At 59.8% G+C, this 23,837-nt stretch carries 20 protein-coding genes; 14 read left to right on the top strand and 6 right to left on the bottom strand.

The annotated features are described in order from the left end of the window. Window positions 1-45: 45 nt before the first annotated feature. The 4 genes from pabB to rloA all read right to left on the bottom strand — a co-directional run bounded on the left by pabB (window position 46) and on the right by rloA (window position 4,661). A complete protein-coding gene (pabB, locus tag ACA054_RS23910; protein WP_497686456.1) occupies window positions 46-1,383 on the bottom strand; it encodes an aminodeoxychorismate synthase component I in 1,338 nt (445 codons plus the stop codon). Between the two features lie 214 nt (window positions 1,384-1,597). After that, complete coding sequence (locus ACA054_RS23905; RefSeq protein ID WP_497686455.1) at window positions 1,598-2,584, bottom strand: alpha-L-glutamate ligase-like protein; 987 nt, start codon at window positions 2,582-2,584, stop codon at window positions 1,598-1,600. Further along, window positions 2,584-4,119, bottom strand: coding sequence for an osmotic stress tolerance membrane protein RloB (gene rloB, locus ACA054_RS23900; protein WP_497635940.1), 1,536 nt, complete (start codon window positions 4,117-4,119; stop codon window positions 2,584-2,586). The genes ACA054_RS23905 and rloB overlap by 1 nt, the downstream gene beginning before the upstream one ends. Before the next feature lie 5 nt (window positions 4,120-4,124). Further along, complete coding sequence (gene rloA, locus ACA054_RS23895; protein WP_497686454.1) at window positions 4,125-4,661, bottom strand: retropepsin-like aspartic peptidase RloA; 537 nt, start codon at window positions 4,659-4,661, stop codon at window positions 4,125-4,127. Window positions 4,662-4,963: 302 nt separating this feature from the next. Between rloA and ACA054_RS23890 the strand changes: the two genes are divergently transcribed. From ACA054_RS23890 to prpD, 6 genes are all read left to right on the top strand, one after another. Further along, window positions 4,964-5,680 carry a GntR family transcriptional regulator gene (locus tag ACA054_RS23890; protein ID WP_171017110.1) on the top strand — a complete coding sequence of 239 codons (717 nt, stop codon included), beginning with the start codon at window positions 4,964-4,966 and terminating at the stop codon, window positions 5,678-5,680. Further along, complete coding sequence (gene prpB, locus ACA054_RS23885) at window positions 5,677-6,567, top strand: methylisocitrate lyase (RefSeq protein WP_008017616.1); 891 nt, start codon at window positions 5,677-5,679, stop codon at window positions 6,565-6,567. The genes ACA054_RS23890 and prpB overlap by 4 nt, the downstream gene beginning before the upstream one ends. Window positions 6,568-6,726: 159 nt before the next feature. After that, a complete protein-coding gene (prpC, locus tag ACA054_RS23880) occupies window positions 6,727-7,854 on the top strand; it encodes a bifunctional 2-methylcitrate synthase/citrate synthase (protein ID WP_497635938.1) in 1,128 nt (375 codons plus the stop codon). Window positions 7,855-8,058: 204 nt separating this feature from the next. Beyond that, window positions 8,059-10,653, top strand: coding sequence for a Fe/S-dependent 2-methylisocitrate dehydratase AcnD (acnD, locus tag ACA054_RS23875; protein WP_497686453.1), 2,595 nt, complete (start codon window positions 8,059-8,061; stop codon window positions 10,651-10,653). 62 nt (window positions 10,654-10,715) lie between these two features. Further along, a complete protein-coding gene (gene prpF, locus ACA054_RS23870; protein ID WP_497686452.1) occupies window positions 10,716-11,906 on the top strand; it encodes a 2-methylaconitate cis-trans isomerase PrpF in 1,191 nt (396 codons plus the stop codon). Window positions 11,907-12,075: 169 nt separating this feature from the next. Continuing rightward, on the top strand, window positions 12,076-13,560 hold the full coding sequence (gene prpD, locus ACA054_RS23865) for a 2-methylcitrate dehydratase (RefSeq protein WP_497686451.1): 1,485 nt from the start codon (window positions 12,076-12,078) through the stop codon (window positions 13,558-13,560). 134 nt (window positions 13,561-13,694) lie between these two features. On the opposite strand, the gene ppsR is transcribed toward prpD, so the two are convergent. Further along, complete coding sequence (gene ppsR / locus ACA054_RS23860) at window positions 13,695-14,513, bottom strand: posphoenolpyruvate synthetase regulatory kinase/phosphorylase PpsR (protein ID WP_435428335.1); 819 nt, start codon at window positions 14,511-14,513, stop codon at window positions 13,695-13,697. A 174-nt stretch (window positions 14,514-14,687) separates the two neighbouring features. Here ppsR and ppsA point away from each other — a divergent pair, with 174 nt between their 5' ends. The 8 genes from ppsA (at window position 14,688) to ACA054_RS23820 (ending at window position 22,876) form a co-directional block, all read left to right on the top strand. Next, window positions 14,688-17,063: a phosphoenolpyruvate synthase gene (ppsA, locus tag ACA054_RS23855; RefSeq protein WP_497686450.1), complete on the top strand. Its 2,376-nt coding sequence runs from the start codon at window positions 14,688-14,690 to the stop codon at window positions 17,061-17,063. Window positions 17,064-17,269: 206 nt separating this feature from the next. Continuing rightward, window positions 17,270-18,259, top strand: coding sequence for an alpha/beta fold hydrolase (locus ACA054_RS23850; protein WP_497686449.1), 990 nt, complete (start codon window positions 17,270-17,272; stop codon window positions 18,257-18,259). A 137-nt stretch (window positions 18,260-18,396) separates the two neighbouring features. After that, window positions 18,397-18,888 carry a ribonuclease E activity regulator RraA gene (gene rraA, locus ACA054_RS23845; protein WP_008061717.1) on the top strand — a complete coding sequence of 164 codons (492 nt, stop codon included), beginning with the start codon at window positions 18,397-18,399 and terminating at the stop codon, window positions 18,886-18,888. Window positions 18,889-18,921: 33 nt separating this feature from the next. After that, window positions 18,922-19,917 carry a divalent cation transporter CmaX gene (gene cmaX / locus ACA054_RS23840; protein WP_497686448.1) on the top strand — a complete coding sequence of 332 codons (996 nt, stop codon included), beginning with the start codon at window positions 18,922-18,924 and terminating at the stop codon, window positions 19,915-19,917. 63 nt (window positions 19,918-19,980) lie between these two features. Further along, complete coding sequence (locus ACA054_RS23835; protein WP_207263654.1) at window positions 19,981-20,229, top strand: CrfX protein; 249 nt, start codon at window positions 19,981-19,983, stop codon at window positions 20,227-20,229. Window positions 20,230-20,231: 2 nt separating this feature from the next. Further along, window positions 20,232-21,056: a mechanosensitive ion channel family protein gene (locus ACA054_RS23830; protein ID WP_008048604.1), complete on the top strand. Its 825-nt coding sequence runs from the start codon at window positions 20,232-20,234 to the stop codon at window positions 21,054-21,056. A 90-nt stretch (window positions 21,057-21,146) separates the two neighbouring features. Further along, window positions 21,147-21,737 (top strand): RNA polymerase sigma factor SigX, encoded by a 591-nt coding sequence (sigX, locus tag ACA054_RS23825; RefSeq protein WP_075949123.1) that lies wholly within the window; start codon window positions 21,147-21,149, stop codon window positions 21,735-21,737. Between the two features lie 107 nt (window positions 21,738-21,844). After that, window positions 21,845-22,876 carry an OmpA family protein gene (locus ACA054_RS23820; RefSeq protein WP_497686447.1) on the top strand — a complete coding sequence of 344 codons (1,032 nt, stop codon included), beginning with the start codon at window positions 21,845-21,847 and terminating at the stop codon, window positions 22,874-22,876. 179 nt (window positions 22,877-23,055) lie between these two features. On the opposite strand, the gene cobA is transcribed toward ACA054_RS23820, so the two are convergent. Continuing rightward, window positions 23,056-23,814 carry a uroporphyrinogen-III C-methyltransferase gene (gene cobA / locus ACA054_RS23815; RefSeq protein ID WP_497686446.1) on the bottom strand — a complete coding sequence of 253 codons (759 nt, stop codon included), beginning with the start codon at window positions 23,812-23,814 and terminating at the stop codon, window positions 23,056-23,058. Between the last annotated feature and the right edge of the window lie 23 nt (window positions 23,815-23,837).

Raw genomic sequence — 23,837 nt, 5'->3', positions numbered from 1 at the left:
GGTTTCCAACGTTATCGTTAACGACCATCGCGAGCAGGCTCGCTCCTACAGGTTTTGCAAGGTATCGAGCAGCACCTTCACCTTGGTGATCGATTCCTGATACTCGGCCTGCCACTCGGAATCGGCGACGATTCCGCCACCGCCCCAGCAGCACACCTGGCCATCCTTGACCAGCAAGCTGCGGATGGCGATGGAGCTGTCCATCTCGCCGCGCACGTCCAGATACAGCAATGAACCGCAGTACAGGCCGCGTCGGGTGGGTTCCAGCTCGTCGATGATCTGCATTGAGCGAATTTTCGGCGCGCCGGTGATCGAGCCGCCCGGGAAGCTGCCGGCGATCAAGTCCAGCGCATCCCGATCATCCGCCAGTTCGCCGGTCACGCTGCTCACCAGGTGATGCACATTCGGATAGCTTTCCAGGCTGAACAACTCAGGCACACGAACCGAACCGGTGCGGCAGGTGCGACCGAGGTCGTTGCGCAACAGGTCGACGATCATCAGGTTTTCCGCGCGATCCTTGGGGCTGGCCAGCAATTCGGCGGCGTTCGCCGCGTCTTCAGCAGCCGTGAGGCCCCGTGGGCGCGTGCCTTTGATCGGGCGGGTCTCAACACAGCGCTCGGTCACTTTGACGAAGCGTTCTGGTGACAGACTCAGCACCGCGCCGCCGTCGGGCAGGCTCTGGAAGCCGGAAAACGGCGTTGGGCACGCCAGTCGCAACGCGCAGTACGCCGTCCATGGATCACCCTGGCAGGGCGCGCGGAAGCGTTGGGCGAAGTTGACCTGATAGCAATCACCGGCCTGAATGTATTGGTGGATTCGCTCGATCGCCTGGCGATACTGATCAGCGTTCAGATCGGCATGCATCGGCGCCTGCAACGTGAACGGCTCAAGCGCTTCGACGGCTGACTGGCTGAACAGCTGGATCAGGCGCTGACGTTCGCTGTCGGTCAGTGTCGGGTGGAACACCAATTGGCTGGTGGCCTGGTGGTGATCGCTGATCAGCGCCCAGTCGTACAGGCCGAAACGCGCATCCGGCAACTGCAGGTCGTCCACGGCCTGGCTCGGCAGGTGTTCCAGGTGGCGGCCGAAGTCGTAGCTCAGGTAGCCGATCAAGCCGCCAGCGAACGGCAGGTCATGGGCAAGCGAGGCTTCGCCCAGTCGCGTCAGATTGTCCCGAAGGCGTTGCAGGAAATCGCTGCCACGTTCGTCAGGCGCTACCGTCAGTAGTTCCAGCGGCCATGCGCTGAGCAGGTCAAAGCGCCCGCGCTCGGCACTGGGGCGGCCGCTGTCGAGCAGCACGGCACCGGGGGCATGACGAATGGCCGCAAAGTAGTCGGCGGGGTTGGCGCGATAGGGCAGCGGGTGTACGGAACAGGTCAGCATGGGCGGGGGCGATCAGCCATCGAGGCGGGGTGGCGATTGTAGTCCTCTCGGGGAGTTGCTCCTAGAGGGGATGTCGGGGATTGGGAGATTGGAGGCAGGCATGAGTACTGTGGAATCTGGCAGATCGTCTTCGCGAGCAGGCTCGCTCCCACAGGGTTCAGCGCAGTCCTTGTGGGAGCGAGCCTGCTCGCGAAAGAGACACCTTGGTTCTGGATCAACCCTCGACCGGCGGAATATGCCCAAACATCTCCTGGACAAACGCCATGCGTTCTTCGACGGTTTCAGTCACGCCGCGGGCCTTCAAATCTGCCAGCCGAGCCTCGACCGCATGGGTGCGTAAGGTCAGCCCGCAATCATTGGCAATCTGGATGTTCAAGCCGGGTCGGGCGTTGAGCTCGAGGATCAGTGGGCCTTTCTCCTGGTCCAGCACCATGTCGACACCAATGTAGCCCAACCCGCACAGCTCGTAGCAACCCGCGGCGAGTTTCATGAAGCCGTCCCAGTAGGGCAGTTGCACGCCATCCACCGCGTTGGTGGTGTCCGGGTGCTTGGTGATGATGTTGTTGAGCCAGGTGCCGCGCAGGGTCAGGCCGGTGGCCAGGTCGACACCGACGCCGATGGCGCCCTGGTGCAGGTTGGCCTTGCCACCGGACTGACGGGTGGGCAAGCGCAGCATGGCCATGACTGGATACCCCATCAACACGATGATGCGGATGTCCGGCACACCTTCGTAGCTGATGCTCTTGAAGATCTGGTCCGGGATCACCCGGTACTCGATCAGGGCACGGTCGCGATGCCCACCGAGGGAATACAGGCCGGTCAGGATGCTGGAGATATGGTGTTCGAGCTCTTCGTGGCCGATGATCTTGCCGGACACCGTGCGATAGCGGCCCTCGAAGCGGTCGGCGATGACAATGATGCCGTCGCCGCCAGCGCCCTGGGCCGGCTTGATCACGAAGTCGTTGTGCCCGTCGATGATCTCGCCGAGCTTGTCGATTTCCTTTTCGGTGGAGATCACCCCATACAGCTGCGGCACATGGATGCCGGCGGTAATCGCGCGTTCCTTGGTGATGATCTTGTCATCGACGATCGGGTACAGGCTGCGCTTGTTGTACTTGAGCACGTAGTCCGCGTTACGCCGGTTGATGCCCATGATGCCCCGGGCCTCCAGGGCTTTCCAGGTCTTCCAGAAGCCGAACATCAGGCGTCAGCCTTCTTCAGGAAGGCCTTGAAACGCACCAGCTCGGTCAGGCGGTAGCCGCGATAGCGACCCATGGCCAGCATGAAGCCCACCAGGATCAGCAGGATCGCCGGGAAGGTGAACACGAAGTACACCAGTTCCGGCACGCTCATGATCAGGTGTGCCAGGGAGGCCGCGAACAAGGTGCCGATCGCCACTTTCATGGCATGGCTGGCACCGCGTTCTTCCCAGGTGATCGACAGGCGTTCGATGGTCATGGTCAGGATCACCATCGGGAACAACGCCACCGACAGTCCGCGCTCCAGGCCGAGCTTATGACTGAACAGGCTGATGGCCGCGATCAACACCACCACGAACGTCAGCACCACCGACAGCCTCGGCAGCATCTGCAGTTTCAGGTGTTCAAGGTAGGAGCGCAGCGACAGTCCCAGCGCCGTGATGATGGTAAACAGCACGATGCCGAAGCCGAGCTGGGTCTCGCGGAAGGCCAGGGCGATCAGTACCGGGGTAAAGGTGCCGAGGGTCTGCAGGCCGATCAGGTTGCGCAGGATCAGGATCACCAGCACGCCGATCGGGATCATCACCATGATCATGAAGGTCTGCTGGGTTTGCAGCGGCAGGCCGTACAGCGAGTATTCGAGGAAGTTGGCGTCGGTGTTTTCATCGGTCAGCTTGGCCAGGCGAATGGCGTTCATTTCGCTGTTGTTCATGCTGAAGGTCACGGTGGCCTTCTTGCCGCCATCGACGGTGATCAGGTTTTCATCACCGGTCCACCACAGCAGGCGGTCGGTCGGCAGGCCCTGTTCGCCGGTTTCCGGGTTGAAGTACAGCCAGTCGGTGCCATTGAAGCTGCGCAGCCAGAGTTCCGGGGTTTGCGGCTGGTCGGCCACCAGGCGAATGGTATGGACCTTTTCCACCGGCACGTGGGCGATGGACAGCAGCAGTTCGACGATCTTCGCCTTGTGGGCCGGTGTCGGGTCGCCGGCCAGGAGCATCTTGGCATTCTCGTCGTTGCTGTTGTTGACCCGCTTGATCGCTTCGCTGATGAAGGTCTCGACGTCGGCCGAGTGCTGGCGAATCGGCGCCAGCAGCGCTTCGGCAGCGAGTTTCTCAGGGCCTTCGACGGCAATGCTGTCGCGGAAGGTCGGACCCTTGATCTTGGCCTTTTCGGCGGTGTAGCGCTTGGTCAGCACCAGGCGGTAATAAAGGGTCTGGTTGCCTTTGGCCCGGCGCGCCGACCAGGTGACCTTGCGGTTGCCGTCGACACGGTTCACGGCCACGCCGTAGTTATTGGAGATGAAGCTTTCGTTGAGGCTCACGTAATCGCGGCTCAACGGTGGCACGAACATCTGGATCTTGACCGGATCCTTGGCACTGGCGACGAACTCGACCTTGGCGTCGATGTTCCACAAGTCGTCGGTGGCGTCTTCCGTCACGGGAATGCCGAGTACGAAGATCTGGTAGGCCGTGACTGAAATGCCCAACACCACCAGGATGGCGATCAGCATTTTCAGATGAAGGGTAAGAGAGCGCATTTAAATTACTCGGCGGTATGAGCGTCGGCGGCGCAGGCGGGTTTGCCGGCAGCGTATTTAAGACTGGGGTCGACCAGCGCATCGAAGCGTTTGAGCGCTTCGGAGCCGATCAAGAGCGGGTATTGGAACGCGCTACGGTCGGTCAGGTTCACTTCGATGCTGCGTAAAGCCGAACCCATGCAGATATCCAGCTCGATCACCGGACGGGCGGTGTACTTCTTGCCCTCTTCCGGGTCGTAGTCACCGGCCCGGCGCTTGATCTTGCTGACGCGGGCCAGCGGTCGTTCGATCGGGTGCGAATGGGCGGCGTCGATGGCCAGGTAGAAGCGCACCCACGACTCGCCATTGCGTTTGAAACGCTTGATATCGCGGGCACTCAGGGACGCGGTTTTCGCCCCGGTATCGAGTTTGGCGGCCACTTCGAGGTCGATGCCACCCAGCGATGCGTATTCATTGAGGCCGTACACGGTCTTTTCCCCTGCGGCGGCGAAACCGGGCAGGCAAAGAAGAAAAAGGACAATCGGGAAGGGCTTGAGTCTCATAAATCCTGGTGCGCAGCGGTCTGTTCTTTGATTCAAGACCCTGGCATCGCTGCGCAAGCTCCTCGTATGCCTATCAGTTATTTATGACAGACAGTGCAGATGTGACAAACAAATGCGGGCGGCATTCTAGCACGGTGGGTTGATGGCGCCAGCGCTGCCGGGCGGCTATAAGCAAAGGGTCCTGCTTAGTTATGGTGCAGGCGGTTATTAGACGATTGTCGACAATATCTAATTATCCTTTGACGTGAGCGGCTGTTTTGGTTAGTTTTTGCCGCACTGGCTTTCAAGGTGTCGACAATATGCTGGATCAACTGGATCCCCCGCTTACCGTTCAGGATGACTCGGAAACGCTTTCCGAAAACGTCTTCCGGCGCATTCAGGCGGCCATCGTCAAGGGTGAGATTGCCCCGGGCAGCAAAATCTCCGAGCCGGAGCTGGCCCGTACCTACGGCATCAGCCGGGGCCCGCTGCGCGAAGCCATCCACCGTCTGGAAGGCCAGCGCCTGCTGGTGCGCGTGCCGCACGTCGGTGCGCGGGTGGTGTCGCTCAACCATGCCGAGCTGCTGGAACTCTACGAGATCCGCGAATCCCTCGAAGGCATGGCCTGTCGCCTGGCCGCCGAGCGCATGAGCGTCGAGGAAATCGACGAGCTGCGCCGAGTCCTTGAAACCCACGAGCGCGACGAGGCTTTCCAGGCTGGTCGAGGCTACTACCAGCAGGAAGGCGATTTCGACTTCCACTACCGGATAATCCAGGGCAGCGGCAACCGCACCCTGACGCAAATGCTCTGCGGCGAGCTCTATCAATTGGTGCGCATGTATCGCATCCAGTTTTCCACCACGCCCAATCGCCCGCACCAGGCTTTTGCCGAGCACCACCGAATTCTCGATGCCATCGCCGACCGTGACGGTGAACTGGCCGAGTTGTTGATGCGCCGTCACATCGGCGCCTCCAAACGCAACATCGCCCGTCATTACCAGGACGGCGCTAACCCGACAGCCAAACGAGGTGAGTCATGAGTTTGAACAAGAGCACACCAGGCCAGCGTTTCCGCGATGCGGTCGCCAGCGAGCATCCATTGCAAGTGGTCGGCGCGATCAACGCCAACCACGCATTGCTGGCCAAGCGCGCCGGTTTCAAGGCGATCTACCTGTCCGGTGGCGGGGTGGCTGCTGGCTCCCTCGGCGTACCGGACCTGGGCATCACCGGCCTGGATGACGTGCTGACCGACGTGCGCCGCATCACCGATGTCTGCGACCTGCCGCTGCTGGTGGACGTGGACACCGGTTTCGGTTCCTCGGCCTTCAACGTCGCCCGTACCGTGAAGTCGATGATCAAGTTCGGCGCGGCGGCGATTCACATCGAAGACCAGGTCGGCGCCAAGCGTTGCGGTCACCGTCCTAATAAGGAAATCGTGACCCAGCAGGAAATGGTCGATCGCATCAAGGCGGCGGTCGATGCCCGTACCGATGACAGCTTCGTGATCATGGCCCGTACCGACGCCCTGGCGGTGGAAGGCCTGGAATCGGCACTGGATCGTGCTGCGGCATGCATCGAGGCCGGCGCCGACATGGTGTTCCCGGAAGCCATCACTGAACTCGAGATGTACAAACTGTTCGCCAACCGCGTGAAAGCGCCGATCCTGGCCAACATCACCGAATTCGGCGCGACGCCGTTGTACACCACCGAGCAACTCGCCGCTGCCGACGTGTCGCTGGTGCTGTACCCGCTGTCGGCCTTCCGCGCCATGAACAAGGCCGCGGAAAATGTCTACACCGCGATCCGCCGCGACGGCACGCAACAGAACGTCATCGACACCATGCAGACGCGCATGGAGCTTTACGATCGCATCGACTACCACACCTTCGAGCAGAAGCTCGATGCGTTGTTTGCCGCGAAAAAATGAGGATCAAAAGATCGCAGCCTTCGGCAGCTCCTACTCGGCCGTGATCCTCTGTAGGAGCTGTCGAGTGAAACGAGGCTGCGATCTTTTCGGCATCACCCGAATAACCTGATGAAGCACAATTTGCCGATTCCCTAACAAAATTAAAAATTGGAGGCAGAAATGGCCGAAGCAAAAGTACTCAGTGGCGCCGGGCTCCGTGGCCAGGTTGCCGGGCAAACCGCACTGTCCACCGTGGGCCAGTCGGGCGCAGGTCTGACCTATCGTGGCTACGACGTCCGCGAACTGGCGGCTGACGCACAATTCGAAGAAGTCGCTTACCTGCTGCTGTACGGCGAACTGCCGACCAAGGCGCAACTGGCGGCTTACATCACCAAACTGAGCAAGCTGCGTGACCTGCCGCAAGCGCTGAAAGAAGTGCTGGAACGCATCCCCGCCGACGCCCACCCGATGGACGTGATGCGCAGCGGTTGCTCGTTCCTGGGTAACCTGGAACCGGAGAACGACTTCTCCGAGCAGCACGACAAGACCGATCGCCTGCTGGCCGCGTTCCCGGCGATCATGACGTACTGGTATCACTTCAGCCACGAAGGCAAGCGCATCGATTGCGTGAGCGACGAGCAATCCATCGGCGGTCACTTCCTGCACCTGCTGCACGGCAAGAAGCCGAGCGAGCTGCACGTCAAGGTGATGAACGTTTCGCTGATCCTCTACGCGGAGCACGAATTCAACGCCTCGACTTTCACCGCACGTGTTTGTGCGTCGACCCTGTCCGACCTGTATTCCTGCATCACCGCGGCCATCGGCTCGCTGCGCGGTCCGCTGCACGGCGGCGCCAACGAAGCGGCGATGGAAATGATCGAACGCTTCAGCTCGCCGGAAGACGCGATCAAAGGCACCCTCGGCATGCTCGAGCGCAAGGACAAGATCATGGGCTTCGGCCACGCGATCTATAAGGACAACGATCCGCGCAACGAGGTGATCAAGGGCTGGTCGAAAAAACTCGCCGACGAAGTGGGCGACAAGGTGTTGTTCCCGGTCTCCGAAGCCATCGACAAGACCATGTGGGAACAGAAGAAGCTGTTCCCGAACGCCGACTTCTACCATGCCTCGGCGTACCACTTCATGGGCATCCCGACCAAGTTGTTCACACCGATCTTCGTCTGCTCGCGCCTGACCGGCTGGGCGGCCCACGTGTACGAACAGCGTGCCAACAACCGCATCATCCGCCCAAGCGCCGAGTACACCGGCGTCGAACAGCGCAAGTTCGTGCCAATCGAACAACGCTGAATGGTGGGGGCCTGAACCTAGGCAACTGAAGGAACCGAGAACCTGTGGGAGCGAGCCTGCTCGCGAAGACGGACTGACATTCAACATCGATGTTGACTGATATACCGCTTTCGCGAGCAGGCTCGCTCCCACAGTGGATGGTGTGACCTTAAGTACTGGTGCCAGGCCCCACCTTTTGAAATTACCGTGACCGAGTCCTGACCGATGAACACAGAATTCCGTAAATCACTGCCCGGCAGCCAACTGGATTACTTCGACGTCCGCGCGGCGGTCGAGGCCATCCAGCCCGGCGCCTATGACACCCTGCCGTACACCTCCCGCGTGCTGGCGGAAAACCTGGTGCGTCGCTGCGACCCGGCCACGCTGACCGAATCCCTGAAGCAATTCATCGAGCGCAAACGCGACCTCGACTTCCCCTGGTTCCCGGCCCGCGTGGTGTGCCACGACATTCTTGGCCAGACCGCGCTGGTGGACCTCGCCGGCCTGCGTGACGCCATCGCCCTGCAAGGCGGCGACCCGGCGCAAGTGAACCCGGTGGTGCCGACCCAATTGATCGTCGACCACTCCCTGGCCGTCGAGCGCGGTGGCTTCGATCCGGAGGCGTTCGAGAAGAACCGCGCCATCGAAGACCGTCGCAACGAAGACCGTTTCCACTTCATCAACTGGACCAAGAAGGCGTTCAAGAACGTCGACGTGATCCCGCCAGGCAACGGCATCATGCACCAGATCAACCTGGAGAAAATGTCTCCGGTGATCCAGGTGCGCGACGGCGTGGCGTTCCCTGATACCTGCGTCGGCACTGACAGCCACACCCCGCACGTCGATGCGCTGGGCGTGATCGCCATCGGTGTCGGTGGCCTGGAAGCCGAAAGCGTGATGCTTGGCCGCGCATCGTGGATGCGTCTGCCGGAAAGCGTCGGCGTCGAGCTCACCGGCAAGCTGCAACCGGGCATCACCGCCACCGACATGGTGCTGGCGCTGACCGAATTCCTGCGCAAGCAGAAAGTCGTCGGTGCATGGCTGGAGTTCTTCGGCGAAGGCGCAGCGGCGCTGACCCTGGGTGATCGCGCGACCATTTCCAACATGGCCCCGGAATACGGCGCCACCGCGGCGATGTTCTATATCGACCAGCAAACCATCGACTACCTCAAGCTCACCGGCCGTGAAGACGAGCAGGTTCAGCTGGTCGAGAGCTACGCCAAGACCACCGGCCTGTGGGCCGACAGTTTGAAAGGCGCGCAATACGAGCGCGGCCTGACCTTCGATCTGTCCTCGGTGGTGCGCAACATGGCCGGCCCGAGCAACCCGCACGCCCGTGTGGCGGTGTCGGATCTGGCCGCCAAAGGCATCTCCGGCCAGTGGGACGATGTGCCGGGGCAAATGCCGGACGGCGCGGTGATCATCGCCGCCATCACCAGCTGCACCAACACCAGCAACCCGCGCAACGTGATCGCTGCCGGCCTGCTGGCGCGCAACGCCAACAAGCTCGGCCTGACCCGCAAGCCGTGGGTCAAATCGTCCCTGGCACCGGGTTCGAAAACCGTCGCCCTGTACCTCGACGAAGCCGGCCTGACCAATGAGCTGGAGCAACTCGGTTTCGGCGTCGTGGCCTTTGCCTGCACCACCTGCAACGGCATGTCCGGCGCGCTGGACCCAGTGATTCAGCAAGAGATCATCGACCGCGACCTGTACGCCACCGCCGTGTTGTCCGGCAACCGCAACTTTGACGGGCGGATTCACCCGTACGCCAAGCAAGCGTTCCTCGCATCGCCGCCACTGGTGGTCGCATACGCCATCGCCGGCACCATTCGTTTCGACATCGAAAAAGATGTGCTGGGCGTGGTCGACGGCAAGGAAATCCGCCTGAAAGACATCTGGCCGAGCGACGAAGAAATCGACGCCGTGGTGAAAGCTTCGGTCAAGCCTGAGCAGTTCCGTCAGGTCTACATCCCGATGTTCGCCATCCATGAAGACACCGGTCCCAAAGTCGCGCCGCTGTACGACTGGCGCGAGATGAGCACCTACATCCGCCGTCCGCCTTACTGGGAAGGCGCACTGGCCGGCGCGCGTCCGCTCAAGGGCATGCGCCCGCTGGCAGTGCTGCCGGACAACATCACCACCGATCACCTGTCGCCGTCGAACGCAATCATGCTCGACAGCGCCGCCGGCGAATACCTGGCGAAAATGGGCTTGCCGGAAGAGGACTTCAACTCCTACGCGACTCATAGGGGCGACCATTTGACCGCGCAGCGCGCGACCTTCGCCAACCCGAAACTGTTCAACGAAATGGTTCTGGAAAACGGCAAGGTCAAGCAGGGCTCCCTGGCCCGTGTCGAGCCGGAAGGCAAAGTTATGCGCATGTGGGAAGCCATCGAGACCTACATGGATCGCAAGCAGCCGCTGATCATCATCGCAGGTGCCGACTACGGTCAGGGTTCGTCCCGCGACTGGGCAGCGAAGGGCGTGCGCCTGGCGGGTGTGGAAGCGATTGCCGCCGAAGGTTTCGAGCGTATCCACCGCACCAACCTGGTGGGCATGGGCGTGTTGCCGCTGGAGTTCAAGCCGGGCACCAACCGCCACACCCTGGCCATCGACGGCAGCGAAACCTACGACGTGATCGGCGATCGCACCCCGCGCGCCGACCTGACGCTGGTGATCCATCGCAAGAACGGCGAACGCGTCGATGTGCCGGTGACCTGCCGCCTCGACACCGCTGAAGAAGTGTCGATCTACGAAGCGGGGGGCGTGCTGCAACGCTTCGCCCAGGACTTCCTCGAAGAATCGGCGGTTGCCGTCTAAAACATGCTGCACAGACACGGGACCTCGAGTCCCGTGTCTGTTTTCAAGGAGTAAGCAACACCATGGCTCATGCACCGCAAATCAAAATCCCCGCTACATACATGCGCGGCGGCACCAGCAAAGGCGTGTTCTTCAGTCTGAAAGACCTGCCTGAAGCCGCACAGGTTCCAGGTCCGGCCCGCGACGCTTTGCTGCTGCGCGTGATCGGCAGCCCCGACCCGTACGACAAGCAAATCGACGGCATGGGCGGCGCGACGTCCAGCACCAGCAAAACCGTGATCCTGTCGAAAAGCATCAAGGCCGATCACGACGTCGATTACCTGTTCGGTCAGGTGTCGATCGACAAGCCATTCGTCGACTGGAGCGGCAACTGCGGCAACCTGACGGCGGCAGTCGGTTCGTTCGCCATCAGCAACGGCCTGGTGGACGCCAGCCGCATCCCGCACAACGGCATTGCCGTGGTGCGCGTATGGCAGGCCAACATCGGCAAGACCATCATCGCCCATGTGCCGATCACCAATGGCGAAGTGCAGGAAACCGGCGATTTCGAACTCGACGGCGTGACCTTCCCGGCGGCGGAAGTGCAGGTCGAATTCCTCGATCCTGCAGCGGAAGAAGAGGGCGGTGGCGGTTCGATGTTCCCTACCGGCAACCTGGTGGATGACCTGGAAGTGCCTGGTGTCGGGACCTTTAAGGCAACCATGATCAACGCCGGCATCCCGACCATCTTCGTCAATGCCGAAGACATCGGCTACAAGGGCACCGAGCTGCAGGGCGCAATCAACGGCGATCCGAAAGCATTGCTGATGTTCGAAACCATCCGTGCCTACGGCGCCTTGCGCATGGGCCTGATTTCCAACATCGATGAAGCGGCCAAGCGGCAGCACACGCCGAAGGTGGCGTTCGTCGCCAAGCCGGCGGATTACGTATCGTCCAGCGGTAAAGCGGTTGCGGCGGGCGATGTCGACCTGCTGGTGCGCGCGCTGTCCATGGGTAAGTTGCACCACGCGATGATGGGCACTGCGGCAGTGGCGATCGGCACGGCAGCGGCGATTTCCGGAACTCTGGTGAACCTCGCGGCAGGCGGTGTAGAACGCAACGCTGTGCGCTTCGGTCACCCGTCCGGCACCTTGCGCGTCGGCGCCGAGGCCAGTCTGGTGAACGGCGAGTGGACCGTGAACAAAGCCATCATGAGCCGCAGTGCGCGGGTGTTGATGGAAGGTTTCGTTCGCGTGCCGGGCGACTCCTTCTAAGCGACACCGCCCCTGTAGGAGCCCGGCTTGCCGGCGATGGCGTCCTTGAAATCGCTATCGCCGGCAAGCCGGGCTCCTACAGGGGATCGCATTTCAAAAAAAGTCATCATTGACTGAGATTGTCCTGAACCGAGGTCCCATCAACGAACCACCGCAGAGTGAATCGAACATGAGCGCCAACGTCGACCTCAACAATCGTCCCGACTACGACCAGATCCTGCAGGACATTGCCGATTACGTCCTCAACTACAAGATCGAATCCGCAGAGGCGCTGGATACCGCGCGCAACTGCCTGATCGATACTTTGGGCTGCGGCCTGCTGGCCCTGCGCTTTCCCGAATGCACCAAGCATCTGGGACCTGTAGTCGAAGGCACCGTCGTACCGTTCGGCGCCCGGGTACCAGGTACCAGTTATCGACTCGATCCGGTCAAGGCCGCGTGGGATATCGGTTGCATCGTGCGCTGGCTCGACTACAACGACACCTGGCTCGCGGCCGAGTGGGGTCATCCGTCGGATAACCTCGGCGGCATTCTCGCGGTGGCTGACCACCTGTCGCAAAAGCGTCTGGCCAATGGCGAGGCGCCGCTGACCGTTCGCACGGTGCTTGAGGCGATGATCATGGCCCATGAGATCCAAGGCGTGATCGCGCTGGAAAACTCGTTCAACCGCGTCGGCCTCGACCACGTCATCCTGGTGAAAGTCGCCTCGACCGCGGTCACCGCCAAACTCATGGGCGCCAATCGTGAACAGTTGCTCTCAGCGTTGTCCCATGCGTTTGCTGATGGCCAGGCATTGCGCACCTACCGCCATGCCCCGAATGCCGGCTCGCGCAAATCCTGGGCGGCGGGCGATGCGTCCAGTCGTGGTGTGCGCCTGGCGGACATCGCCATGCGCGGCGAGATGGGCATTCCCGGTGTGTTGAGTGCCAAGCAATGGGGCTTTTACGACGTGCTGTTCAGCCACACCAACAACGACCTGGCGCTCAAGCCTGAAGACAAGCGCGGGTTCAGTTTCTCGCGGCCATACGGCAGTTATGTGATGGAAAACGTGCTGTTCAAGATCAGTTTTCCCGCTGAATTCCACGCACAAACCGCCTGCGAAGCGGCGGTGACTCTGCACCCACAAGTGCGCAATCGCCTGCATGAAATCGACCGAATCGTTATCACCACCCATCAATCGGCGATCCGCATCATTTCCAAGGTCGGTCCGCTGGCCAATGCCGCCGACCGCGATCACTGCATTCAGTACATGACAGCGGTGCCATTGGCCTTCGGCAATCTGGTGGCCGAGTACTACGAAGATGATTTTCACAAGGCGCATCCGATCATCGATGTGCTGCGCGACAAGATGGTCATCGTTGAAAACCCGGATTACACCCGTGAATACCTGGAAGCCGACAAGCGCTCCATCGCCAATGCAATCCAGGTGTTTTTCAAGGACGGGTCCAGCACCGAGAACGTGGTGGTGGAGTACCCGATCGGCCATCGTCGGCGCCGTGCCGAGGGCATTCCGTTGTTGGAGGACAAGTTCAGGGCGAACCTGATGACACGATTTACCGGTCAGCGTAGCGAGGAGATATTTGCGCTGTGCAAGGATCAGCAAAAGCTTGAGGCAACACCGGTGAACCGGTTTGTAGATTTGTTTGTAATCTGAAGGACCGCGTTATCGTTCTTCGCGAGCAGGCTCGCTCCCACAGTGGATCCGCGCTGAATGCAAATTTTGCAAACGATGACGAACCTTGTGGGAGCGAGCCTGCTCGCGAAGACGGCAGATCAGACACAGAAAATTTACTTGAACCGCCGCTCGACGCCTTTCTCCACCAGAATCTTCGCGGAAATTTCCTCAACGGAAAAATGCGTGGAATTGATATTAGGAATGTTCTCGCGGCGGAACAGGTTTTCCACCTCGCGCACTTCGAACTCGCACTGGGCGTAGCTCGAATAGCGGCTGTTGGGCTTGCGCTCGTTACGGATCGCGGTGAGGCGGTCCGGGTCGATGGTCAGGCCGAACAGCTTGTGCTGGTGGGCACGCAGGGCGCTGGGTAGTTGCAGGCGCTCCATGTCGTCCTCTGTCAGCGGGTAGTTGGCTGCGCGGATGCCGAATTGCATGGCCATGTACAGGCAGGTCGGGGTCTTGCCGCAGCGCGATACGCCGACCAGGATCAGGTCGGCCTTGTCGTAATAATGTGTGCGGGCACCGTCGTCATTGTCGAGGGCGAAGTTCACCGCCTCGATACGCTCCATGTAATTGGTGTTGGCACCAATGGAGTGGGATTTGCCCACGGTATAGGAAGAATGCTCGGTCAGTTCCTGTTCAAGTGGCGCCAGGAAGGTCGAGAAAATGTCGATCATGAAACCATTGGAAGTCGCGAGGATCTCACGAATGTCCTGATTGACGATGGTATCGAAGATAATCGGACGGAAGCCGTCGGTTTCGGCGGCTTTGTTGATTTGTTGTACCATGGCCCGCGCTTTGTCCACGCTGTCGATGTACGGCCGCGTGACTTTGCTGAAGGTAATGTTTTCGAACTGCGCCAAAAGGCTTTGGCCGAGGGTTTCGGCGGTAATGCCCGTGCCATCGGAGATAAAGAAAGCAGATCGTTTCATTTGCACCTTGGGCCTTAAGCTAATGAGCATTCTTGGATATGATAGGCGCGATTTGTCGGCCGCCAATGGCCCGCATTCTCACTTATTTTCCAGGTCCAGGCCATACAACTGGCAAACGCTCCCCTGAGCAGCCGGTTTCTGAGCTTTTCCAACACAGTTAGTGGAGAGATCACCTTGGTAGAGTACGTAGTTTCCCTCGATAAGCTCGGCAAACACGATGTTGAGCATGTGGGGGGCAAGAACGCATCCCTGGGCGAGATGATCAGCAACCTTGCAGGTGCCGGTGTATCGGTGCCCGGTGGCTTCGCCACGACCGCTCAGGCTTATCGCGACTTCCTGGAACTGAGCGGCCTGAACGATCAGATCCATGCTGCCCTCGACGCCCTGGACGTCGACGATGTCAACGCCCTGGCCAAGACCGGTGCCCAGATCCGTCAATGGATCATGGAAGCCGAGTTCCCCGAGAAGCTCAACGCCGAAATCCGTACCGCGTTCGCCGCGCTGTCCGCCGGCAACCCCGATGTGGCCGTGGCCGTGCGTTCTTCCGCCACCGCCGAAGACCTGCCGGACGCTTCCTTCGCCGGTCAGCAGGAAACCTTCCTGAACATCCGTGGTGTCGAGAACGTCATTCGCGCCGCCAAGGAAGTGTTTGCCTCCCTTTTCAACGATCGCGCGATTTCCTACCGCGTGCATCAGGGCTTCGACCACAAATTGGTAGCCCTGTCGGCCGGCGTACAACGCATGGTCCGCTCCGAAACCGGCACCGCCGGCGTGATGTTCACCCTCGATACCGAATCGGGCTTCCGTGACGTGGTGTTCATCACCGGCGCCTACGGCCTGGGTGAAACCGTCGTGCAGGGCGCGGTGAACCCGGATGAATTCTATGTCCACAAAGGTACGCTGGAAGCCGGTCGCCCGGCGATCTTGCGCCGCAACCTGGGCAGCAAGGCCATCAAGATGATCTACGGCGACGAGGCCAAGGCTGGTCGTTCGGTCAAGACCGTCGACGTCGACAAGGCCGAGCGCGCGCGTTTCTGCCTGACCGACGCCGAAGTCAGCGAGCTGGCCAAGCAGGCGATGATCATCGAGAAGCACTACCAGTGCCCGATGGACATCGAATGGGCCAAGGACGGTGACGACGGCAAGCTGTACATCGTGCAGGCCCGTCCGGAAACCGTTAAGAGCCGCACCCAGGCCAACGTCATGGAACGTTACCTGTTGAAAGAAACCGGCACCGTGCTGGTCGAAGGCCGTGCCATTGGCCAGCGCATCGGCGCCGGCAAGGTCCGCATCATCAAGGACGTGTCCGAAATGGACAAGGTCCAGCCAGGCGACGTACTGGTGTCCGACATGACGGACCCGGACTGGGAACCGGTCATGAAGCGCGCCAGCGCCATCGTCACCAACCGTGGCGGTCGTACCTGCCACGCGGCGATCATCGCCCGTGAGCTGGGTATCCCGGCCGTGGTCGGTTGCGGCAACGCCACCCAGCTGTTGAAAGACGGCCAGGGCGTGACCGTTTCCTGCGCTGAAGGCGACACCGGTTTCATCTTCGAAGGCGAACTGGGCTTCGACATCAAGAAGAACTCCGTTGACGCCATGCCGGATCTGCCGTTCAAGATCATGATGAACGTCGGCAACCCGGACCGCGCCTTCGACTTCGCACAGCTGCCGAACGCCGGTGTGGGCCTGGCCCGCCTGGAGTTCATCATCAACCGCATGATCGGCGTGCACCCCAAGGCACTGCTGAACTACGACGGTCTGCCGGCAGATATCAAGGAAAGCGTCGACAAGCGCATCGCCGGTTACGACGATCCGGTCGGCTTCTACGTCGAGAAACTGGTCGAAGGCATCAGCACCCTGGCGGCAGCGTTCTCGCCGAAAAAGGTCATCGTGCGTCTGTCGGACTTCAAGTCCAACGAATACGCCAACCTGATCGGCGGCAAGCTCTATGAGCCGGAAGAAGAGAACCCGATGCTGGGCTTCCGCGGCGCCTCGCGTTACATCAGCGAATCGTTCCGTGATTGCTTCGAACTCGAATGCCGCGCCCTCAAGCGCGTGCGCAACGAGATGGGCCTGACCAACGTCGAAATCATGGTGCCGTTCGTCCGTACCCTGGGCGAAGCGAGCCAGGTGGTGGACCTGCTGGCGGAAAACGGCCTGGCCCGTGGCGAAAACGGCCTGCGCATCATCATGATGTGCGAACTGCCGTCCAACGCGATCCTGGCTGAAGAGTTCCTCGAATTCTTCGACGGTTTCTCCATTGGCTCCAACGACCTGACCCAGCTCACCCTGGGCCTGGACCGTGACTCCGGGATCATTGCGCACCTGTTCGACGAGCGTAACCCGGCGGTCAAGAAGCTGCTGGCCAACGCCATTGCCGCCTGCAACAAGGCTGGCAAGTACATCGGCATCTGCGGTCAGGGCCCTTCGGACCACCCGGACCTGGCCAAGTGGTTGATGGAGCAGGGCATCGAAAGCGTTTCGTTGAACCCCGATTCCGTACTGGAAACCTGGTTCTTCCTGGCTGAGGGTCAGGCTTCGGCTTGATGGTGTGTGAACGGGCAGCTCACATGCCTTTGTAGGAGCGAGCATGCTCGCGATGGACGTCAACGATAACGCGTTTGTCCTGGATGAACGTGGTGTCTTGAAGTTTTTCGCGAGCATGCTCGCTCCTACAGGGATGGAGCGGCCCGTTTTGAGATTCAAGTAGGGCGGGCTCCTCCGGATGCCGCCCTTTTTTGTGCAAAGAGATTATGCAAAGCAGCAGCAACCTGTTTCCTGTCGCCCTGATCAGCGCCGAGCGGCGCGGCGATCTGAGCGAAGATGTCTACCGGTTGAAACCCGGTAACAGCCCCGACGGCACCGTAGAACTGGCGGTGACGCGGCTCGGCATGGCTGATGAATCGGCATCCCGTGGCGTGCCGGTGATCCTGTTGCACGGCAGTTTTTCCAATCGACGTTTCTGGTTCTCCCCCAAGGGGCTGGGCCTGGGTGCCTATCTGACGCGCCTGGGGTTCGATGTCTGGATTGCCGAAATGCGCGGTCACGGCCTGTCCCAGCGCAACCAGAACTATCGCAAGAACCGTGTTGCCGACTACGCGCGTTACGATCTGCCAGCCATTGGCGCGTTCGTGCGCGAGCAAAGCGGCCAGGTCCCGCACTGGATCGGCCACTCGCTGGGCGGCATTACCCTGGCGGCCGCGCTGGGTGGCGAATACATTGGCGAACCCGTGGTCGCGTCCGCGGCGTTCTTTGGCACGCAGGTAAGTCGCACCTACTGGCCGCTGAAGATTCCACCGGTGGAATGGAGCGGTCGTTTCATCCTCAAGCGCTTTGCCCAACTGTCCGGTTCACGGCTCAAGCGTGGTCCGGAGGACGAGCCGATCGGCCTGGCCCTGGAAAGCATGCGCTGGTACGGCCTGTTCGGGCGCTTTGGCGATGCCGACAAGGACTGGTGGGCGGGCTTGGCCGAGGTCAGGATGCCGGTGCTGGCGGTGAGCGCCGCAGGCGATCATCAGGACCCGGCCTGGGCTTGCCGCAAGTTGTTTGATCAAGTGGGTTCCGAGCACAAGCAATTTATTAACCTGGGACGCGAGCAGGGCTTTGCCGATAATTTCGGTCATGTGGAAATGTTGGTCAGCAAAGCCGCCCAGGCTGAAGTCTGGCCCTTGGTCGCTCGCTGGCTGGCGGATCAGCACACGCCGTTGCTCGGTGATAAGGCGGATTTGGCCAAGGCGATCTAAGCTGGACGCTCTACCAAGGGCATTTCGCTCTGGTCGGCTTGCGGCTAAGATATGACGCATTGAGCTGTTCTGGTCATTTTCTATGACTGAATCAGTAGTGATGTTCGTGCTTTCTTCCTCTTTACAGGAGTTTCTCGATGAACCATTACCTCACGCCTGACCTGTGCGACGCCTACCCGGAGCTGGTGCAGGTGCTGGAACCGATGTTCAGCAATTTCGGCGGCCGGGATTCCTTCGGCGGCGAGATCGTGACCATCAAATGCTTCGAAGACAACTCGCTGGTAAAGGAGCAAGCCGAGCTCAAGGGTAATGGCAAAGTGTTGGTAGTCGATGGTGGTGGCTCCCTGCGCCGTGCGTTGCTGGGCGATATGATCGCCGAGAAGGCCGCTAAAAACGGTTGGGAAGGGCTGGTGATCTACGGTTGCATCCGGGATGTCGACGTCATCGCGCAAACCGACCTGGGGGTGCAGGCATTGGCCAGCCACCCGATGAAAACCGACAAGCGCGGTATTGGCGACCTGAATGTTGCCGTGACCTTCGCCGGCGTGACCTTTCATCCTGGCCACTACATCTATGCGGACAACAACGGCGTGATCGTCTCGCCAAGCCCGCTGAAAATGCCTGAATAAGATTCAGCCGACTTTTTGAAGAATGGAATGCGGATGTTCGAGGAAGAAAACGCGCAATGGGGGCTGGTACATGCCCTGGTGCTGGATGGTAAAGGCGGTGCGCGTTCGATAGCCCGGACAGAACTCGACGATTTGCAGCTGCAGGCTCACGAAAGCCTGTGGCTGCACTGGGATCGCAGTCACCCGCAAACCCAGACCTGGTTGCGTAAATCCAGTGGGCTGAGTGAGTTCAGCTGCGACCTCTTGCTTGAAGAGAACACCCGTCCGCGTCTTCTACAGCTTTCCGACAGCGAACTGCTGCTATTTTTGCGTGGGGTAAATCTCAATCCGGGGGCCGAGCCCGAAGACATGGTCTCGGTGCGCATCTTCGGTTCCGCCCAGCGGGTGATTTCCCTGCGTCTGCGTCCGTTGCGCGCCACCGAAGAACTGCTGGTGCAGCTTGAGGAAGGCAAGGGGCCGAAAACCGCCTCCGAACTCATTCTCTATATGGCTCAGTACCTCACCAACAAGGTGCAGGATCTGGTCAGTTGCCTCTCGGAAGTGGTCGATGAGGAAGAAGAAAAGCTGGATTCAGACGAACGGTATACACCCGAGCACGGTGCTGTATTGCAGATCCGTCGCCGGGCTGCTGCGTTGAAGCGGTTTCTCGCTCCGCAGCGGGACATTTTTGGTCAACTGACACGGATCAAATTGCCCTGGTTTGTCGAGGACGACGGGGATTACTGGAACGAATTGAACAACAGCCTGACCCGTTATCTTGAGGAGCTGGAGTTGACCCGAGAGCGCGTGGGGCTGGTCCTGGAGACTGAAGACCGACGATTGAGCGTGCGCATGAACCGCACGATGTATCGCTTCGGGATCGTCACCGGGATTTTTTTACCGATGAGTTTTCTGACCGGTCTTTTGGGGATCAACGTCGGAGGCATTCCATTTTCGGAAAGCCCCTATGGCTTCCTCGTCGCCTGCCTGCTGATGCTCTCGGTGGCGCTCGGGCAGTGGTGGTTATTCCGACGTTTGCGCTGGGTCTGAACGTGCGCCATGTGACCCGGGCAAATTTGACCGCGTCTTTCACAGACATCACGAGAGGTGCGTATGCACGATCCGTTTGAACAGTCTTTGCGCGACATGCTCAAGGCATCACCGTCCACCCGGGACGACGATGCGTGCCTGGGGCGTGTCCTGAAAACCGCCAATCGCCAGGTCGGCGCCGGTGATTTGTTCAGCCTGCTGGGCCGCTGGTTGCCCGCCCTGATGATCGCCCTCAATAACGGCTCGGCCCATGTCACGCCGGTCTCCCGTCTACGTAAACCTACCGCTCGCACTGCTGATAAGGCTGATTGAATATGGAACTTGATCTCTGGACACAGAGCCTCGTCACTGCAATGACTGCGTTATGGACCAAGGTTGCGAACTTCATTCCGAACTTGTTCGGTGCACTGGTTGTGCTCCTGCTCGGATTTGTCGTGGCCAAGCTGCTGGACACCCTGCTGTCCAAATTGCTCGCCAAACTGGGTCTGGATCGCCTGATGGGCGGTACCGGTTTGACCAAATTGTTGTCCCGCGCCGGGCTTCAAGTGCCCATTTCGACGCTGATCGGTAAAATCGTCTATTGGTTCGTTCTGCTGATTTTTCTGGTTTCTGCCGCAGAATCCCTTGGACTTGAGCGAGTTTCCGCTACGCTGGATATGCTTGCGTTGTATTTGCCGAAAGTATTCGGCGCGGCGCTGGTGCTGTTGGTGGGTGTCTTGCTGGCGCAATTGGCCAATGGGCTGGTGCGCGGTGCGGCAGAAGGCGTAGGCCTGGACTACGCTTCGGGGCTTGGGAGAATTGCCCAAGGCCTGGTAATCATCATCAGTATCTCGGTCGCGATCAGTCAGTTGGAGGTCAAAACTGACCTGCTCAACCACGTGATCGTGATCGTTTTGATTACCGTTGGTCTGGCGGTTGCGCTGGCAATGGGGCTTGGAAGCCGGGAAATTGCCGGTCAGATTCTTGCGGGAATCTATGTGCGTGAGTTGTACCAGGTTGGGCAACAAGTGCGAGTTGGAGAGGTCGAAGGGCAGATCGAAGAGATCGGCACGGTTAAAACCACATTGCTGACCGATGAGGGTGAGCTAGTCTCTCTTTCCAATCGGATCCTCCTGGAGCAGCATGTGAGTAGCCGCTAACCCGGCAAACCCTGCTAATGTATGCCGCCGCAAAATGCCGCCTGATACTGGCTGCGGCGGACATTGACCTGACTGTCGGCACGACTTGTTTTGAATAAAGCCCAATCGCTATCCATGCGCTACGACCCCCGCGAGCTCTCTGATGAGGAGTTGGTCGCGCGCTCGCATACCGAGCTGTTCCACGTAACGCGCGCCTATGAAGAACTGATGCGGCGTTACCAACGAACATTATTTAACGTCTGTGCACGGTATCTCGGGAACGATCGCGATGCTGATGATGTCTGTCAGGAGGTCATGTTGAAGGTGCTGTACGGCCTGAAGAACTTCGAGGGTAAATCGAAGTTCAAGACATGGCTATATAGCATCACGTACAACGAGTGCATTACGCAGTATCGGAAGGAACGGCGAAAGCGTCGCTTGATGGACGCATTGAGTCTTGACCCTCTCGAGGAAGCGTCCGAAGAAAAGGCGCCGAAACCTGAAGAGAAGGGTGGACTTGATCGCTGGTTAGTGTATGTGAACCCGATTGACCGCGAAATTCTGGTGCTACGATTTGTCGCAGAGCTGGAGTTTCAGGAGATCGCAGACATCATGCACATGGGCTTGAGCGCAACAAAAATGCGGTACAAGCGCGCTCTAGATAAATTGCGTGAGAAATTTGCAGGCATTGCTGAAACTTAGTTCGGCGCAAATATCTCTTACGTGTAGGCAAGTTCTGATAGACTTGCCGCCGAGTTGTCCCCCGGTTTGCGGGACTGCTTCACAATCACCAGATGGGGATTTAACGGATGAAACTGAAAAACACCTTGGGCTTGGCCATTGGTTCTCTTATTGCCGCCACTTCGATCGGCGCTCTGGCACAGGGCCAAGGCGCAGTTGAAATCGAAGGCTTCGCAAAGAAAGAGTACTATGACAGCGACCGTAACTTCAAAAACGACGGCAATCTGTTCGGTGGTTCTGTTGGTTACTTCCTGACCGACGACGTTGAACTGCGTCTGGCTTACGACGAAGTGCACAACGTACGTTCCGACTCTGGCCAGAACATCAAAGGCGCGGATACCGCCCTGGATGCTCTGTACCACTTCAACAACCCAGGCGACATGCTGCGTCCGTATGTCTCGGCCGGTTTCTCCGACCAGAGCATCGACCAGAACGGTTCGAACGGTCGTAACCGTTCCACCTTCGCCAACGTTGGCGGCGGCGCCAAGCTGTACTTCACCGACAACTTCTACGCCCGTGCCGGCGTTGAAGCTCAATACAACATCGACCAGGGCAACACTGAGTGGGCTCCTAGCGTCGGTATCGGTGTGAACTTCGGTGGCGGCTCCAAGCCTGCTCCTGCTCCAGTTGCAGCACCAGAAGTCTGCTCCGACAGCGATAACGATGGCGTGTGCGACAACGTTGACAAGTGCCCGGACACCCCAGCCAACGTTACCGTTGACGCTGATGGATGCCCAGCAGTTGCTGAAGTTGTTCGTGTAGAGCTGGACGTGAAATTCGACTTCGACAAGTCGGTAGTCAAGCCTAACAGCTACGGCGACATCAAAAACCTCGCTGACTTCATGAAGCAGTACCCATCCACCAGCACCACTGTTGAAGGTCACACTGACTCCGTCGGTCCTGACGCTTACAACCAGAAACTGTCCGAGCGTCGTGCAAACGCCGTTAAGCAGGTTCTGACCAACCAGTACGGTGTTGAATCGTCCCGCGTTCAGTCTGTTGGCTACGGCGAATCCCGCCCAGTTGCTGACAACGCTACTGACGCTGGCCGTGCTGTAAACCGTCGCGTAGAAGCGCAGGTTGAAGCTCAAGGTAAGTAATTACCCCGCAGCTCCGAGAAAAGCCCGGCTCAGGCCGGGCTTTTCTTTGTCTGCGATTTGGGTTTCTGTAGGAGCGAGGCTTGCCCGCGAACCAGACGCAGCGGTATATCTGCTGCACCGCGTCATCGTTCTTCGCCGGCAAGCCTGGCTCCTACAGGCGAACCGGACACCGCGGTGTCCTAAGCCGCAGTTTCCGCAGAACTCTGTAAAAGCGTCGACCTTTTGATCTGTTCGCTAACCGCAACCGCACCGATCACCAATATGGCCGGGCTTTTCAGCTCAAAGGCGTAGGCATCTTCCTCCATGGCCGTCAGATCGCTCCTGCATTCCCTCTGATGGGGCAATGAAGCGTTTTCGATCATCGCCACCGGCGTGTCCGCCGCCATTCCTCCGGCCAACAGCTGCTCGCGGATCTCGCTGAGCTTGGCTACACCCATGTAGATCACCAGGGTCGTGCCGCCCTGGGCCAGTGCCTGCCAATTCAGGCTGCTGCCGTCCTGGGTATGGGCGGTGACCAGTGTCACGCCGCGCGCCACACCGCGCAGGGTCAGCGGAATATCGCATTGCGTGGCGCCCGCGAGCCCGGCAGTGATGCCATTGACCAGCTCGACCTCAACCCCGCGCTCGCGCAACCACTGGGCCTCTTCGCCACCACGCCCGAAAATGCACGGGTCACCCCCTTTGAGCCGCACCACACATTTGCCCTGCCGGGCGTAACGCAGCATCAGGCGATGGATGAACGCTTGCGGCGTGGAGCGGCAACCACCGCGTTTGCCCACCGCAATGACCCGGGCTTCAGGGCAGTGTTCGAGAATCGCGCCATTGACCAGGTCATCGATCAGCACCACATCCGCTTCTTTCAATGCGCGCACCGCCTTGAGGGTCAGCAATTCAGGATCACCGGGTCCCGCACCCACCAGCCAGACTTTTGCGTTCATGGTTTTTTTCCTCACGAAATGAC

This window comes from Pseudomonas sp. LBUM1653 (assembly GCF_059716115.1).
This window is presented reverse-complemented; position numbering and strand designations above follow the sequence as displayed.